15 protein-coding genes are annotated in these 15417 nt (G+C 57.1%); 3 read left to right on the top strand and 12 right to left on the bottom strand.

What is annotated here, in order from left to right:
* Positions 1–26: 26 nt before the first annotated feature.
* From GOW92_RS17380 to pgsA, 3 genes are read right to left on the bottom strand one after another with little or no spacing between them, the layout of a single operon-like run.
* Positions 27–470, bottom strand: a complete 444-nt coding sequence (locus GOW92_RS17380) for a molybdenum cofactor biosynthesis protein MoaE (protein ID WP_170562491.1) — start codon at positions 468–470, stop codon at positions 27–29.
* Between the two features lie 4 nt (positions 471–474).
* Positions 475–720, bottom strand: a complete 246-nt coding sequence (moaD, locus tag GOW92_RS17375) for a molybdopterin converting factor subunit 1 (RefSeq protein WP_109312976.1) — start codon at positions 718–720, stop codon at positions 475–477.
* 3 nt (positions 721–723) lie between these two features.
* The gene (gene pgsA, locus GOW92_RS17370; RefSeq protein WP_170562488.1) at positions 724–1392 is read right to left on the bottom strand and encodes a CDP-diacylglycerol--glycerol-3-phosphate 3-phosphatidyltransferase; all 669 of its coding nucleotides are present in this window, start codon (positions 1390–1392) and stop codon (positions 724–726) included.
* A 178-nt stretch (positions 1393–1570) separates the two neighbouring features.
* On the opposite strand from pgsA, the gene GOW92_RS17365 reads away from it, so the two are divergent.
* Complete coding sequence (locus GOW92_RS17365; RefSeq protein WP_170562485.1) at positions 1571–2455, top strand: DMT family transporter; 885 nt, start codon at positions 1571–1573, stop codon at positions 2453–2455.
* Here the strand turns inward: GOW92_RS17365 and uvrC are convergent.
* The 7 genes from uvrC to GOW92_RS17330 form a co-directional block, all read right to left on the bottom strand.
* Positions 2452–4326, bottom strand: a complete 1875-nt coding sequence (gene uvrC, locus GOW92_RS17360) for an excinuclease ABC subunit UvrC (protein WP_170562483.1) — start codon at positions 4324–4326, stop codon at positions 2452–2454. The two genes, GOW92_RS17365 and uvrC, sit on opposite strands and share 4 nt — an antisense overlap.
* A 290-nt stretch (positions 4327–4616) precedes the next feature.
* A complete protein-coding gene (locus GOW92_RS17355; protein WP_170562480.1) occupies positions 4617–5396 on the bottom strand; it encodes an SDR family oxidoreductase in 780 nt (259 codons plus the stop codon).
* A 20-nt stretch (positions 5397–5416) separates the two neighbouring features.
* On the bottom strand, positions 5417–6379 hold the full coding sequence (locus tag GOW92_RS17350; protein ID WP_170562475.1) for a calcium/sodium antiporter: 963 nt from the start codon (positions 6377–6379) through the stop codon (positions 5417–5419).
* Positions 6380–6547: 168 nt separating this feature from the next.
* The gene (locus GOW92_RS17345) at positions 6548–7345 is read right to left on the bottom strand and encodes a S49 family peptidase (RefSeq protein WP_170562471.1); all 798 of its coding nucleotides are present in this window, start codon (positions 7343–7345) and stop codon (positions 6548–6550) included.
* Positions 7346–7464: 119 nt separating this feature from the next.
* Positions 7465–8226, bottom strand: a complete 762-nt coding sequence (locus GOW92_RS17340) for an ABC transporter permease (protein ID WP_170562468.1) — start codon at positions 8224–8226, stop codon at positions 7465–7467.
* Positions 8223–9152: an ABC transporter ATP-binding protein gene (locus GOW92_RS17335; RefSeq protein ID WP_170562465.1), complete on the bottom strand. Its 930-nt coding sequence runs from the start codon at positions 9150–9152 to the stop codon at positions 8223–8225. The genes GOW92_RS17340 and GOW92_RS17335 overlap by 4 nt, the downstream gene beginning before the upstream one ends.
* Before the next feature lie 101 nt (positions 9153–9253).
* Complete coding sequence (locus GOW92_RS17330) at positions 9254–10576, bottom strand: TAXI family TRAP transporter solute-binding subunit (protein WP_170562462.1); 1323 nt, start codon at positions 10574–10576, stop codon at positions 9254–9256.
* Between the two features lie 66 nt (positions 10577–10642).
* Here GOW92_RS17330 and GOW92_RS17325 point away from each other — a divergent pair, with 66 nt between their 5' ends.
* The gene (locus GOW92_RS17325) at positions 10643–11752 is read left to right on the top strand and encodes a CaiB/BaiF CoA transferase family protein (protein WP_170562459.1); all 1110 of its coding nucleotides are present in this window, start codon (positions 10643–10645) and stop codon (positions 11750–11752) included.
* Between the two features lie 46 nt (positions 11753–11798).
* Here GOW92_RS17325 and hemE read toward each other — a convergent pair whose 3' ends face one another.
* On the bottom strand, positions 11799–12842 hold the full coding sequence (gene hemE / locus GOW92_RS17320) for a uroporphyrinogen decarboxylase (RefSeq protein ID WP_170562455.1): 1044 nt from the start codon (positions 12840–12842) through the stop codon (positions 11799–11801).
* A 108-nt stretch (positions 12843–12950) separates the two neighbouring features.
* Here hemE and hemC point away from each other — a divergent pair, with 108 nt between their 5' ends.
* Positions 12951–13910, top strand: coding sequence for a hydroxymethylbilane synthase (gene hemC / locus GOW92_RS17315; RefSeq protein WP_170562452.1), 960 nt, complete (start codon positions 12951–12953; stop codon positions 13908–13910).
* A 229-nt stretch (positions 13911–14139) separates the two neighbouring features.
* Here the strand turns inward: hemC and GOW92_RS17310 are convergent, their stop codons facing one another.
* Entirely contained in the window at positions 14140–15417 is a 1278-nt protein-coding gene (locus GOW92_RS17310) for an aspartate aminotransferase family protein (RefSeq protein WP_170562448.1), read from the bottom strand.

Genomic DNA, 15417 nt, shown 5'->3' with positions numbered 1-15417 from the left:
GTTTGACCCGGTGCCGGGCAACGCACCTACCACCGGTTCAGTGCGTTTTCGTCTTCATCCTTGGCATCAACCCATTCCGCGCCCGACGACGTGATTTCCTTTTTCCAGAACGGGGCGCGGGATTTCAGATAATCCATCAGATACTCGGCCGCCTCGAACGCGTCCTTGCGATGTCTTGCAGCCGTGGCGACCATCATGATCCGATCACCCGGAGCCAGACGCCCGTGCCGGTGGATCACCAGAACATCGCCTAGCGACCAGCGGCTCTGCGCCTCTTCCGCGATTTTGGTCAACGCACGTTCGGTCATGCCGGGGTAATGTTCGATTTCCATCACATCCAGATCACCCGATGCCAGATCGCGCACCACGCCGGTAAAGGTCACGATGGCGCCGTTGGCATCGTCTCCGGCGGCAAAGGCATTGGCTTCGGCCCCAAGATCGAACTCTTCCTGCTGAACCGAAATACGCATCGTTTCAGCCGCCAGTCATCGGCGGGAAAAATGCCACTTCGCGCACGCCAGTAAGGGATGCGTCAAAGTCAGACAGCTCTTGGTCCAGTGCAACACGCAATGCGGATAGGTCCGCAAAAGCGGCAGCATAGCGGTCTTCCCGCGCACTGAGCTCGGCGACCAGATCGGATACAGTTGCGGCTTCGGTTTCGATCCGCTCTTTCGGCAGGCCAATCCGTTCGCGTACCCATGCAAAATACAGCACGTCCATCCCTTAGCTCTCCTTCAGATGGGGCATGGCTTTACGTAGGTAGTCATAGCCGGTGATCAATGTCAGGGCCGCCGCGATCCACAACAGCCACAGCCCAATGCGACCGGACCAGAACATCGCCTCGAGGTGCCAGCGCATGTGATTCAGGTCTTCCAATTGACCTGTCAGAACCTGATCCATCGTTGCGGCATCCATACCGAACGTAGCCATCACAAAGTAGTGTTCGAAAATCCCCTGCGAAAACAGAATGGCAATCGCCACCATCTGCGCGGTTGTTTTCCATTTCGCCAGCTTCGTGACCTTCAGCGTTCCAGCTGTATCGCCCAGATATTCCCGCAGGCCCGAGACAAAAACTTCACGGAACAGGATCACTGTGGCAGGCAACACCAACCAGGGCGTCCAGTGCTCAGCGGAGTAACCCACGAGGATCATCAGCGCGATCACCACCATCGCCTTGTCCGCAATCGGGTCCAACATGGCGCCGATCTTGGTTTCCTGTTTCCACGCGCGCGCCAGGTATCCATCAAACCAGTCGGTAATCGCGGCAGACAAGAACAGGATCAACGCAAACCAGTCCGCATAGGGTCTGGTGAAATACAGAAACATTACGGCCAGACCGGGCGCGGCCAGCAGGCGCAAGACGGTCAGGGTATTCGGCAGGTTCCACTTCATGAAGCGGACCCTACATCGCCAGTCAGGGACAGAAAAGACAAGGCGGAAAAAAACTGCTCCGATCACAGAGGCTTGGTCAAAGCGCCGCAGCCTAGATCGGCACCGGATATTGGCCTTGGCCTCGGACCGGATTGTCGTCAGAGTGCCGCCAAAAAGGCCCAATGGCGAAGACGACCGGATGACCCCGAATATAAAGACCGACGCGCGCGCAAACCTGATCGGCAGCGCGTGGATGATCGGAGCGATGGCATGTTTTGCTCTGGAAGACGCGCTGCTGAAAGCGGCGGCAATTGCCTTACCCATCTGGCAAATTCTGGTCCTGTTCGGAGCGGGCGGCGCGATGATCTTTGCCTGTGTCGCCATCGCGCGGGGCACGCGGTTGCTGCACTCCGATGTGCTGTCGCCGGCAATGAAAATCCGCGCGGTTTTCGAAATTCTCGGGCGGTTGTTCTACGTTCTGGCCATCACACTGACACCGCTATCATCCGCGACCGTCATTCTTCAGGCCACGCCGCTTGTGGTCGTTGCCTTCGCCGCGCTTCTTTTCGGCGAGACCGTGGGCTGGAGACGTTGGAGCGCAATTCTCGTCGGCCTGATCGGCGTAGTGATCATCATTCAACCGACAGGAGACAGTTTTACCATTCTGTCCCTGCTGGCCGTGCTCGGGATGTTGGGATTTGCCGGTCGCGATCTGGCCAGCCGGGTTGCCCCCGCCAGTCTTGGAACCGAGGTGTTGGGGTTCTACGGCTTTGTCAGCGTGATTGTCGCTGGTCTCGCCTACAGCTTTTGGGAACAGGCCCCCATTGCACCAGTGCCCTTCCAAACATGGCTGCATGTCGCCGGAGCGGTAGGTCTTGGCGCAATCGCATACGCTTCCTTGATGAAAGCCATGCGGACGGGAGAGGTTTCCGCCGTCACGCCATTCCGCTATTCCCGCCTGCTGTTCGGTGTCGCCCTGGGCGTGGTCTTCTTTGGCGAGGATCTCGACCAGACGATGTGGATCGGCAGCTCGCTGATCGTGGCTTCGGGCCTGTACATCTTGTGGCGCGGGCGCAAGGCCTAGCCTTTGTCGTGGAAGAAGTCATAGACCTTTTGCGCCAACCCGGCTGAGATCCCCTCGACCGCTTTCAGATCCGCCAGATTAGCCCGGCTGACCGCTTTGGCACTGCCAAAATGCGCCAGCAAGGCACGCTTACGCGCGGCACCAACTCCGGGGATTTCGTCCAACGGCGTTGCTCCGACGGCCTTGGCACGTTTCGCGCGGTGGGTGCCGATTGCAAAACGGTGTGCTTCGTCCCGCAGGCGCTGAATGAAGTATAGCACCGGATCGTTGCGCTTTAGCGCAAATGGGCGTTGCCCGGTACGGTGGAATTCTTCCTTGCCGTGATCGCGATCAACGCCCTTAGCCACGCCAACCATGGGGATGTCTTCGACCCCATGCTCGACCATGATTTCACGCACGGCACTCACCTGCCCCGCGCCCCCGTCAATCAGCAAAAGGTCGGGCCACATCCCCTTGTCACGATCTGGATCCTCTTTTTGCAGGCGGGTAAAGCGGCGGGTCAGAACCTCTTTCATCATCCCGAAATCGTCACCAGGGGTCAGGTCGTCGCCCCGAATGTTGAACTTTCGATAGGCGTTTTTCATAAACCCGTCCGGGCCTGCTACTATCATCCCGCCGACAGCGTTGGTGCCCTGAATATGAGAGTTATCGTAAACCTCAATCCGGTTCGGCGGGCTGTCCAGATCAAACGCCTCCGCCACTCCGCGCAGAAGCTTGGCTTGCGTGGCACTCTCTGACATCCGTCGGGCCAGAGACTCCCGCGCGTTGCGCAACGCACCCGCGATCAGTTCCTGTTTTTCACCCCGTTGAGGCACCAAAATTTCGACCTTGCGCCCCGCCTTCTCGCTTAGTGCTTCTTGCATCAGGTCAGCGTTTTCGACGGCATCTGAAAGGATCAGTTGCCGCGGCGGTTCCTTGTTGTCGTAGAACTGGCCAAGGAAAGCCTCCATCACCTCAGCCGCAGACACATCCGCACCGACACGTGGATAGAAATCCTTGTTTCCCCAGTTTTGATTGGCGCGGATAAAGAACACCTGAACACAAGCCTGCCCGCTGTCCATATACAGGCCGATCACATCCGCCTCGGCTACGCCACGCGGGTTGATGCCCTGAGATGTCTGCACCTGCGTCAGCGCGCGAATGCGATCACGCAGTCCGGCTGCACGCTCGAACTCCATTGCCTCGGACGCGGCCATCATCTGTTCAGCCAGTTCTTCCTGCACTTTGGTCGACCGGCCAGACAGGAACCGCTCGGCATCTTTGACGCTTTCGCTGTACTCTTCTTCCGAGATCAGGTTCACGCAAGGCCCGGAACAGCGCTTGATCTGAAAAAGAAGACAGGGACGCGTCCGGCTATCGAACATGGAGTCCGAGCAATTGCGCAACAGAAACGCTTTTTGCAACTGGTTCAGCGTCCGATTCACCGCACCCGCGCTGGCGAACGGGCCAAAATAGGTCCCCTTCTCTTTCTTTGCACCGCGATGCTTTTTGATCTGCGGATAGGTGTGCTCTTTGGCGACCAGAATATTGGGAAAGCTTTTGTCGTCGCGCAGTAGGACGTTGTATTTAGGCTTGAGCTGCTTGATCAGGTTCTGTTCCAGCAACAGCGCCTCGGTCTCAGTCCTTGTGGTCAGGAACATCATCGAGGCTGTCGCCGCGATCATCCGTTCGATCCGCCCCGAATGCCCCGGCCGCGCATAGTTCGACACACGCGCCTTGAGATTACGCGCTTTGCCCACGTAGAGAACCCGGCTGTCCGCATCCAACATCCGATATACACCAGGTGAGCTGTCCAGCGTTTTCACATACCGCTGAATGCAGGCATAGCCGGTCTTTTGAGTGTCTTGGGTCGGGTCGCTGTCTGTTGTCATTTGCCTGAGATATGATTCTCTGACCATGGCTGCAATCTTGTGGCCTTCAGATCAAGAGAAAACAAATCCACGGTTTCTGTGGATAAGTGTGAAGATAAGTTTCTGAGCTTGGCGAATTTCCCTTGTTTCATTAAGGAATCCTTGATTTGCACAAAAAATAAGCAAATATTTAACCTGTTGTTTTTATTGTAAATATTTTCATTCACAAGGCAAGTGTATGAAAAAAAAGACATTTTTGTAACGCGCATGTAACAGAAACGAGAGCGGTGCAAAACTTGCAGCAGTTTTACCTATTCAAGGCCCAGAACGTCCGGCGTTTTCCACCCCAGATGCTGCCCACCGTCGACGCATAAAAGCTGCCCCGTGACCGCATGCGCATCCAGGAAATAGCCCAAGGCGGCAGTGATATCTGACGGGTTCGACCCACGTTCCAGAACCGTGTTTGCACGCTGCGCCTGAAAGTGTTCTTCGCTTTGCCGGTGGCCCTGCATTGTTGGTCCCGGGCCGATCGCATTGACGCGGATCGCTGGCGTGAGCGCCTGTGCCGAGGTTCGGGTCAACGCCCACAGACCCATCTTGGCAATCGTATAAGTCATGAACTCTGGCGTGAGCTTGCGCACCCGCATATCTACCATGTTAACGATCAGACCGGTGGCAACAGGTTCGCCCGCCTCGTCCGTGCCTGGCTTCAGCCCCTGCGCGGCCATGGCCTGCGTCAGAACAAATGGCGCGCGTAGGTTGCTGTCGAGATGCCGGTCCCAGCTTTGTCGCGTGGCGGATCGAAGGTTGTCATATTCAAAAATCGACGCGTTGTTCACCAGACAGGTGATCGGCCCTCCAAGCGCCTCCGCCGCGCGGGGCAACAAGGCTTCGACCTGTGCTTCGTCCAGCAGATCAGCCTGCAGGGCAACCGCTTTACGCCCAAGCGCCTGCACCTCAGCCACAGTCTCAGCAGCAGGTTGTTCGGACGTCGCGTAGTGTACAGCGACGTCATACCCCCGCCTTGCCAAATACAGGGTCATTGCTCGGCCAAGACGGATACCTGCACCGGTCACCAACGCTCGGGCCATGGATTTCCCCTATCTTCCGGTTACGCCAACAGCGAGACAATGTAGACCGCATACAGCAGGGTCAACAGCAGACCCCAGCCGCGCGTGATGTCTTTCTTCAGGAACACAAACGGTATCAAAAGAAGCGATGCGCCAAGCATGACCCACAGATCGAATTGCAAGAATTCCGGGTCAACCGGGATGCGCCCAAACAGCGTGGCTATGCCGACAATGGCCAGCAGGTTGAACATATTCGACCCGATCACGTTGCCCAAGGCAACGTCAGCCTGTCTGCGCAGGGCCGCCATCACGGTCGTTGCCAATTCTGGCAGAGAGGTTCCGACCGCGATCAGTGTCAGGCCAATAATTGTTTCGCTGACGCCATAGGTTCGGGCAATAATCGTGGCGTTGTCGACCAGAAGATGCGCACCCATCGGCAGGCCGATAAGACCCAGGACCAGATAAATCGACAGCTTCCAATACGGCATGTCCGGGTCGGCTTCTTCCAGACCTTCCAGCTCATCTTCTTCCGCGCAGGCTTCACCACAGGCTTTGCGATGTGCGCGCGCATCTCGGAATGCGTTGAACAGGACCAATCCCAGAGCAGCCAGCAAAATTGCGCCGCTGGCCAGATTGAACACGCCGCAGAATGCAAGACCGATGAACAACACTGTGGCCAGCAGCATGAACACATAGTTTCTTCGAGTGTTGCATTCGCTGGTGTGCAGCGTGGCCAGCAAGGCCGGCAATCCCAAAACCAACAGGATGTTTGCCGTGTTCGAACCGACAACATTACCCAGTGCGATCCCCGGCGCGTTTTCCTGGATCGCGCTGATTGCGATCAACAGCTCGGGGGCCGAGGTTCCAAAGGCCACAATGGTCAGGCTGACAATCAAGGCAGGCACGCCCAGACGCAGGCTCAAGTTAACTGCGCCGCGCACCAAAGCATCACCCGCCAGCAGCAAGATCAGCAATCCAAGGCCGGATAACAGCCATGCCGTCATGTACGGCCTCCTTTTTCGCAGGCGCAGGGGCCTTTACCGATCCTGAACCGTCCACAGCGTGGGCATCTTGCAGATTGCAGCCTTTTCTGCCCCGGAAAGCGCAGCTTGCCGAACATCGCCAGGACACCCATAGCGATCAGGAAAAGGGTTACAATCTTGATAATCACGTCACAGACCAAAGCGCGCGTAGGCCGCCCGCTCCTCAAGCCCGGTTATTGCGTCCTGGGTCAGCGAAGCTCCAAACCGCGACCAGAACGGTTTGCGCAGGCCATAGCGGCGGAACTTCACCTTATCACCGAACCGGTCCTGCATCATGGGCTTGAGATGGGCTATGCCCTCGATCAAGCCCAGTTCCTGCGCACGTCTGGCCAGCCAGACCTCACCCGTGAACAGATCCGCACTGGTATCAAGCTTATCGCCGCGGCGGTCTTTGACATGGGTGATGAAATTCTCGTGGATATCGCCCAGCAAGCCCTGAAGCCGCGCGACATCCTCTTCTTTTTCCGGTGCAAACGGGTCAAGCATCGACTTTGATTTGCCTGCGGTATGTACCCGCCGTTCAATACCTTGTCGCGCCAGAAAAACGTGGGCGCCGAACCCGGCCGAAATCACACCAATCGACCCCAGGACCGAGCTGTCATCAGCCCAGATCTCGTCAGCGGCCGCGGCCAGCCAATATCCACCCGATGCGGCGACATCTTCGACGAAGGCGATGACAGGCACGTCAAGCTCGTCTGACAGCCGCCGAATACGCGATCCGATCAGAGAGCTTTGCACGGGCGAGCCGCCGGGCGAATTAATCTCAAGCGCAACGGCCGCGGGCTTACCTTTGCGAAACGCTTTTTCCAAAACGGGGGCGAGTGCGGTGTCGTTCAACGACCCACGCCCCGCCATTCCGATGGCGCCCGACAAACGGACCACGGCCACGAGGGGCTGTTTTTTGACAAACGGCAGGCTGAGTTTCATGGGTGCCGATGTAGAGTGCGGGTCTGCGCTAAACAAGGGACTGTTCGGGCCTAAAACGCGACGTGAACCAAATTCCCACACATGAAGGGCAAAAATGCAACGCCCCCTCGCCTCAAACCCTAGCTGCGAATGCGCCAGCCGGTTTTGAATATCCATCCGATCACGGCCAAACAAATCCCCGTAAACGCCAGAATCGCCAGCAGGCTGAAACCAATCGGCACATCTGCCAACCCATAGAACGACCAGCGAAAGCCCGAAATCAGATAAACGACCGGATTGAACAGGGTGATTGTTTGCCAAAGCGGCGGCAGCATCGAGATAGAATAGAAAGTGCCGCCCAAAAAGATCAGCGGCGTGACCACCAGTTGAGGTACCAAAGACATCTGCTCAAAATTGCTGGCCCATATCCCGATGATAAAGCCCAACAGTGAAAAACTAAGGCAGGACAGGATCAGAAACGCCGCCATCGCAAAGGGATGTTCGATGCGTATGTCTACGAAGAACGTGGCCGTCACAAGGATCACCAACCCCACAAACAGCGACTTAGTGGCGGCAGCCCCAACGTAACCGATTACAATTTCGATGAAATTTACGGGTGCTGATAACAGCTCGTAAATCGTGCCGAGAAACTTGGGGAAATAGATCCCGAATGACGCGTTGGAAATCGCTAGCATCACAACCGACAACATGATCAGGCCCGGCACGATAAACGCGCCGTAAGACACACCCTCAACCTCTTGAATGCGGCTGCCAATAGCAGTGCCGAAGACGACAAAATACAACGAGGTCGACAGAACGGGCGACAGAAAACTCTGCGCCATGGTGCGGAAGAACCTAGCCATTTCGAAACGGTAGATGGCGGCGATGGCAGACCAGTTCATGCGGGTTCTCCGGACACGAGGTTTACGAAAATCTCTTCCAGACTCGACTGCCGGGTCTGCACGTCGCGCAACACCAGACCGGCCTGCGCCACATCGTTCAGCAAAGTGGTGATCCCGGTACGGTCCGCATGGGTGTCATATGTATAGACCAGCGCATCACCATTGCCGTTCAGCGTCAGGTTATGCGCTGCCAGACTATCGGGAATGACCTGGATGGGATCGGTCAGCATAACCTCGATCTGTTTCTTGCCCATCTGGGCCATCAGGGTGTCCTTATCCTGCACCAGCCGTAGCTCACCCTTGTCAATGACGCCCACCCTGTCGGCAATGGCCTCGGCCTCTTCGATGTAGTGCGTGGTCAGAATGATGGTGACCCCGGCCTGTTTCAGTTCGGCCACGATCTCCCACATGTCCTTACGCAGTTCGACATCCACGCCGGCAGTTGGCTCATCCAGAAACAATACGCGCGGCTCATGCGCCAGGGCCTTGGCGATCAGCACACGGCGTTTCATGCCGCCGGAGAGTTCCTTGATCGCGTTCTTACGCTTGTCCCACAGCGACAACTTGCGCAGGATCTCTTCTATCCGGGCATTGTCGCTGCTGTATCCGAACAGACCACGCGAAAACCGAACTGTGTTCCAGACCTTCTCAAAAGGCTCAAGTGCGATCTCCTGCGGCACCAAACCTATCATACGGCGCGCGGCACGGAACTCAGTCTGGATGTCATGCCCACCGACGGTAACAGTGCCCGAAGTCGGTGTGGTAATTCCACAAACGGTGGAAATCAGGGTCGTTTTACCGGCGCCGTTTGGGCCCAGTAACGCCAGAATTTCGCCTTGCTCGATATCAAGCGAAACACCTTTCAGGGCCTCAAACCCACCGGCGTAAGATTTGCGTAAATCCCTGATGGAAAGAATTGTCGTCATGCACGTTCCCTGTTCTGGCGGGGACACTACCCCGACAGATCACTACAGAACAGGTCAATTCCGCACATTGTTCTGCGCTTTTTTGTGGATACGCGACTGTATCAGGCCTCGCTGTGCTGCTGCAATTCAGCGATCCGCTTTTGCACAAGTTCGACATGCAATCGTGCATCATATTGCCCTTGCCGATAAGCTGCAGGCAGCCTCAACGTCGCGAGGCGCTCGTCCAGGTCGTTCAGATGCGCCTGCATCTCGCTCAGCTTTTTGACATCGGGGTTATTGGCCAGCTCTTCCTCAATGTCCCGGATTTCGGGGTAATGCTGCCAAACCCGCCACCGCATCGCATAGGCATAAGCCAATGGCACGAGCCGGATCAGAGGCACTACGATAAAGAAAAATGGCAGCAACAACAGCAGAACCCGGTTGATCTGGGCCGCGACCCAATAGGGAAGCCAGTCATGCCAGGTCGAAGGACCATCAAGAATCAGCTGCCGGGCCGTATTGCTTACCGTCATTCCCGCTCCTTCAAGATTGGGGAACGCCCCCGGATCGGCGATAATTCCGCGTGTGCTGTGCAGTTCGATTGCCGCCATCGTCAGGCGGTTGATCAACGCGGGGTGCAAATCCGGCCGCACGACCAAACGGGCCTCAATTGCGATCAGCTCCACCGGTCGTGGCGGAAGAACCGGGGCCAGCGACATTCCTCCTGCCGGCACCGTTACCACCGTGGCATATTCCAACCGGCGTGAGATTGCCTGAACGTGATCCAGTGCCATCACGCGCAGCCCTGGTTCCTCATATGCCGCTTTCAAATAGGGGGCTTCGATGGGGGCAACATAGACAGCGATATCCAGGTCTCCGGCTAACAAGGCCGCTGCCGCATCGGCATAGGGGATCGATAGATGCCTGTTATCCGCCTCACTCAAACCCACCGCCTTTTCAAAGTCCCGAAAGGCCGCAGCGGTGCCAGAACCCGGCTCGCCGCTGTTGATCCTAAGACCGGACCAAAGTGCCGGATTCCGCGGTATGTCAGCCCCTTCGTTAACCAGAAAAATAACGGGTTCAAAAAACACCGCCCCGATGGCCTCGGCCTTGTTGGGGTCAACGCGGATACCGCCTTGTAGAAACGCAGCATCGACTTCACCCGCGTTCATCAGTTCAGCATTCTCAACAGAACCTGCAGTATCAAGGATCTCAAGTTGAACATTGTCGCGTGCCAAAATCGCCGCATAGTCCTGCGCGACCGCCGCATATGCGCCGCCGTCAGGCCCCGCCGCCAACTTCAAACTGCCCGGCGGATGCAGGCGCGCCAAAACGCCCACCAACACAGCCAGCGCAACGGCGCTACCAAAAATGACCCACAACCGCATCCGAGCCTCGCTCTCCATCCCGTTCAGAACGCTAAGGACCGCGTGACCATCTGGCAAGTAAGCAGAATCCAGTCTTGCAATCCTTGTGCATCCCCGAAAACCTGCCCCGAAAGGAGAAGGCCCATGCTCAGCGGATTACGGATTATTGAAATCGAAGGTTTGGGCCCGGGCCCTTTTGCAGCCATGTTACTGGCCGATCTGGGGGCGGACGTCATCACGATTCATCGTAAGGGACAGCCCGCTGTACCGGGTATGCCCGAGCAGTCTGTCCTGGACCGCGGCAAACGCTCGATTGATTTGAATCTGAAGGATGCCGCTGATTTGGACATCGCCAAACGCCTGATCGATTCCGCCGACGCGCTGATCGAAGGGTTCCGCCCCGGCGTGATGGAAAAATTGGGTCTGGGTCCCGAAACCTTCAATGCTTCGAACCCCAAATTGGTCTATGGCCGCATGACCGGCTGGGGCCAGGACGGCCCGCTATCGGACACTGCTGGGCACGATCTGAATTACATCTCGCTGTCCGGGGCACTGTGGTACGCGTCAGCAGCAGGCCACCCCCCGCAGACACCTGCAACTCTGGTCGGGGATATCGGCGGAGGCGCGATGTACCTTGTCGCAGGCATTCTGGCCGGAATTCTCAACGCACAGCGCACCGGACAGGGCACCATTGTCGATGCCGCCATCTATGACGGCTCGGCGCATATGATGAACCTGCTGATGAGTTTGCGGCAAACCGGCAATCTATCCGAAACCCGCGGTCAAAGCCTGCTGGATGGTCCGCATTGGAGCCGCACCTACACGTGCTTGGACAGGGGCTTCATCACAGTTCAGTGTCTTGAACCAAAGTTCTACAGCGAATTCCTGGAAAAACTGGGGCTAACCGACGATCCCGATTTCCAAAAACAATTTGTCCCGGCACTGTGGCCGGACCTCACACAGCGCCTCTCTGAGGTTTTTGCAGCCAAACCGCGCGCCCACTGGGCCGAGATATTCTGGGGATCTGACGCTTGTGTTGCACCCGTGCTCGACCCGATCGAGGCACAGGCTCACCCCATGAACACCGAACGTCAAACCTGGATCGACCATCACGGGGCACTGCAAGCTGCTGCGGCGCCCCGCTTTTCAACCGAAACCTGGCGCCCCAAACCCAGCCCCCGCCGGGGCGAACACAGGCAGGACATTCTTGATCAGCTTTCCGGAAGCGCACGCGCCAGACCTTCACCCGGCTGAAAAAACCTGGGTTGAATTGGCCGAAGGCCAAGAAGGGCTGACCCCTCTACCCGTCCCGCCACGAACGCACCGTGTCGATCATCAACTGAACGTTGTCAGGATCGGCATCGGGTGTGATCCCGTGACCCAGGTTAAAGATATGCGGTCCTTTCGAAAACGCCTCAACAATCTGAAGCGTTTCATCCACCAGCGCCTGGCCACCTGTCACCATGTGTGAAGATGCCAGATTGCCCTGTACACAGCCATCCGCTTGCACATTCTTGGCTGCCCATTCCGGCGAAACCGAATTGTCCAGTGCAACACAGTCTACGCCAGTGGCCTTGGCAAAGCCGACATAACCTTCGCCCGCCTCGCGCGGGAACCCGATTACAGGGATTCCAGGATGGCGTTCCTTGATGGCTTGCGTAATGACACGGCAAGGTTCGACGGCATATTTCTGAAACGCCACGCCTTTCAACGACCCCGCCCAGCTGTCAAAAATTTTGACAGCTTCTGCACCGGCCTCGATCTGCGCCGAAAGGTATTCGATTGTCGCAAGCGTGATCCGTTCCAACAATGCCTCAAACAACGCCGTGTTTTCTTCGCGCAGCGCATGCGCCGGGCCTTGATCCGGCGTGCCGCGCCCGGCGATCATGTAGGTCGCAACCGTCCACGGCGCGCCTGCAAACCCGATAAGGGTGGTCTCGGGTGGCAATTCTCGCGAAAGGATTCGCACTGTTTCGTACACCGGCGACAAGGTTTCATGGATATCCGATACCGGTTTCAGCGCATCGAAATCGGATTGCCGAGTGATCGTCGACAACCGCGGCCCCTCACCTGTGACAAACCACAGATCCGCACCCAGCGCTTGCGGCACCAACAGAATGTCAGCAAACAGAATAGCCGCGTCAAAGTCATAGCGGCGGATCGGTTGTAACGTCACCTCAGCCGCCAACTCGGGGTTATAGCACAAAGACAAAAAGTCCCCGGCCTGCGCCCGGGTTGCGCGGTACTCCGGCAAATAACGCCCCGCCTGCCGCATCATCCAGATCGGTGGCACGTCCTGTAGTTCGCCAGCCAGCGCCCGCAGCAGTTTCTTTGTCTCGGCCATCTTTGTCCCCACTCGTCTGGTTTGCGGCAAACGGGTCTGCCTTCGGCGTCAATTTGTCAAGGTCTGCCCCCATTGTCAGGGCAATGTGACGCGACTAAAGCTGTGCATATGACACTGACCCTGCCAACCCCCGCATCACCGCTCAAGATCGGCACTCGTGGCTCACCGCTGGCGCTGGCGCAAGCTTATGAAACCCGTGAGCGACTGGGCAAAGCCTTTGATCTGCTCGAAGACGCGTTCGAGATCGTGGTGATCAAAACCACCGGCGACAACCGCGCCATGATTGATGCAGACCGTCCATTGAAAGAGATTGGCAACAAGGGCCTGTTCACCAAAGAAATCGAAGAGGCGATGCTGCGCGGAGATATCGACATCGCTGTGCATTCGACCAAGGACATGCCGGTTGAACAGCCCAAGGGGCTGGTATTGGATACTTTCCTGCTGCGTGAAGATGTGCGCGACGCCTTTATCTCACCCAGTCTGAATTCGATCCACGACCTTGCAGAGGGCGCGGTGGTCGGCACGTCGTCGCTACGGCGGCGCGCGCAATTGCTGAACCGTCGCCCGGACCTGAACGTGGTCGAATTTCGGGGCAATGTGCAAACCCGTCTCAAGAAGCTGGCGGATGGGGTGGCCGATTGCACGTTTCTGGCGATGGCCGGCATCCGGCGTCTGAATATGGATGAAGTCCCAGCGACTGCCATCGCCGTCGAAGACATGCTGCCAGCCATTGCACAGGGCACGATCGGCATCGAACGCCGCAGCGACGATTCTCGGGCTGCCAATATGCTTGAGGCCATCCACCACGATACAACCGGCAAACGGCTGGCTGCGGAACGCGCATTGCTGGCCGCACTGGATGGGTCGTGCGAAACACCAATCGCGGGTTTGGCTGAAATTCAAGGTGACCAATTGCGTCTACGCGGTGAAGTTTTGCGCCCCGATGGGTCCGAATCCATATCCGAAGACATCACCGGTTCGGTCAAAGACGGCCCGGAAATAGGTCGCGTCATGGCAGAATCCCTTTTGAAACAGGCGGGACCCGGGTTTTTTGATTGGAAAAAATAAAAAAGTTTATGAAAAGTGAACTACTTCACTGAGGCAGTGCCGCAGATGGTACATAAAGAATTCATACCGATTGAGAAGTCGGGTCGGTCTCGAAGAAGTCGAAAGTTTTTTTAAATCGTTCTCTTTTAAGTGGTATTCGAGGGGGCGAGACCAGACCCAGAAGTCCAATCAGTTAGGGCCGCTGTCATATTAGACAGCGGCCCACTTTATTTTTATGACGTTTTGGCGCTTATTCAGCGCAGATCGCCTGAACTGCCTTTTCGACCGCCATCCGCGTTTGATCCAGATCGGCCTGGGTAACAGCCAGCGAGGGATAGAGTTTACCCGGAGCCTTGAAGATCCCGTTCGCGCGCAATGCACCGTTATAGAGGACATTGCGTTGCGGATCGTCGTGTTTGGCACTGCGGTAATCGCGACAATCCCTGTCGGTAAAATAGACGTCAAAAAGGGTCTCGTCGCCGCAGATCTGATGCGGGATACCGGCCTTGTTCAGTTCGTCCACCTGCATCTGCTGCAACTGCGACCCGATCCCGCGCAGTTGGTCATAGACGCCATCGCGCCGCAGGATTTCCATCGTCTTCAGCCCGGCGACCGAGGCGACAGGATTGCCGGACAAGGTTCCCAGCTGCATCAGCCAGCCTTCCTCGCCAACCTGCCCCTTGTCGAAATGCTTCATAATCTCGGCACTTGCCCCCGTCGCGGCCAGGGGGAAGCCACCACCGGTGATTTTACCCAGAGTGCAAATGTCCGGCGTCACGCCATACTTCTCTTGCGCACCGCCATAAGCAAGGCGAAATCCGGTGACGATTTCATCGAAAATCATCAGAACACTGTGTTTGTCGCACAGATCGCGCAATCCCTGCAGGTAGCCGGGCTCCGGAGGGATGATCCGTTGCAACGGCTCGACCATGATTGCGGCAATATTATCATGCTCGGCCAGCAGGTTGGCGACGGCCTCCAGGTCGTTGAAAGGCGCAATGAGCATCTGCTCGGCCACGCTGTCGGGAATGCCAGCGCTGTCTGGAACAGCTTGCGGGAAGTTGACCTGACGACTGGGGGCCAAGCTCATCTGTGCCTCCGCGCTCATGCCGTGATAACCACCTTCGAATTTCAGGATCTTACTTCGACCGGTGTAAGCCCGCGCCAAACGGATCGCGTACATGTCCGCCTCACCGCCCGAGGCCACGAAGCGGACCTGCTCGCAACACGGTACAGCATCGATGATGGCCTCAGCTAGTTCGATGCCCCTGGCGTTGTTGGCAAAGAACGTCATGCCCTTGGGCAGTTGTTCCAAAACGGCTTCCATCACTTCGGGATGGCCATGACCCAGCAGCATCGGGCCGGACCCGATCAGGTAATCGATGTATTCGTTGCCATCCTCATCCCAGACATGACTGCCTTCGCCACGCGCGATGATGATACCCGGATCGAAGTTACCGAATCCTCCGGCAGGCAGAACCTCGTTTGCGCGGGCGATCCATTCGGATTGGGTGTTGATTTTCAGCAT

Source organism: Ruegeria atlantica (genome assembly GCF_013032505.1).
Lineage (GTDB): Bacteria > Pseudomonadota > Alphaproteobacteria > Rhodobacterales > Rhodobacteraceae > Ruegeria > Ruegeria atlantica_F.
The sequence above is the reverse complement of the archived record's forward strand: the minus strand, read 5'-3'. Positions and strand labels throughout refer to the sequence as shown.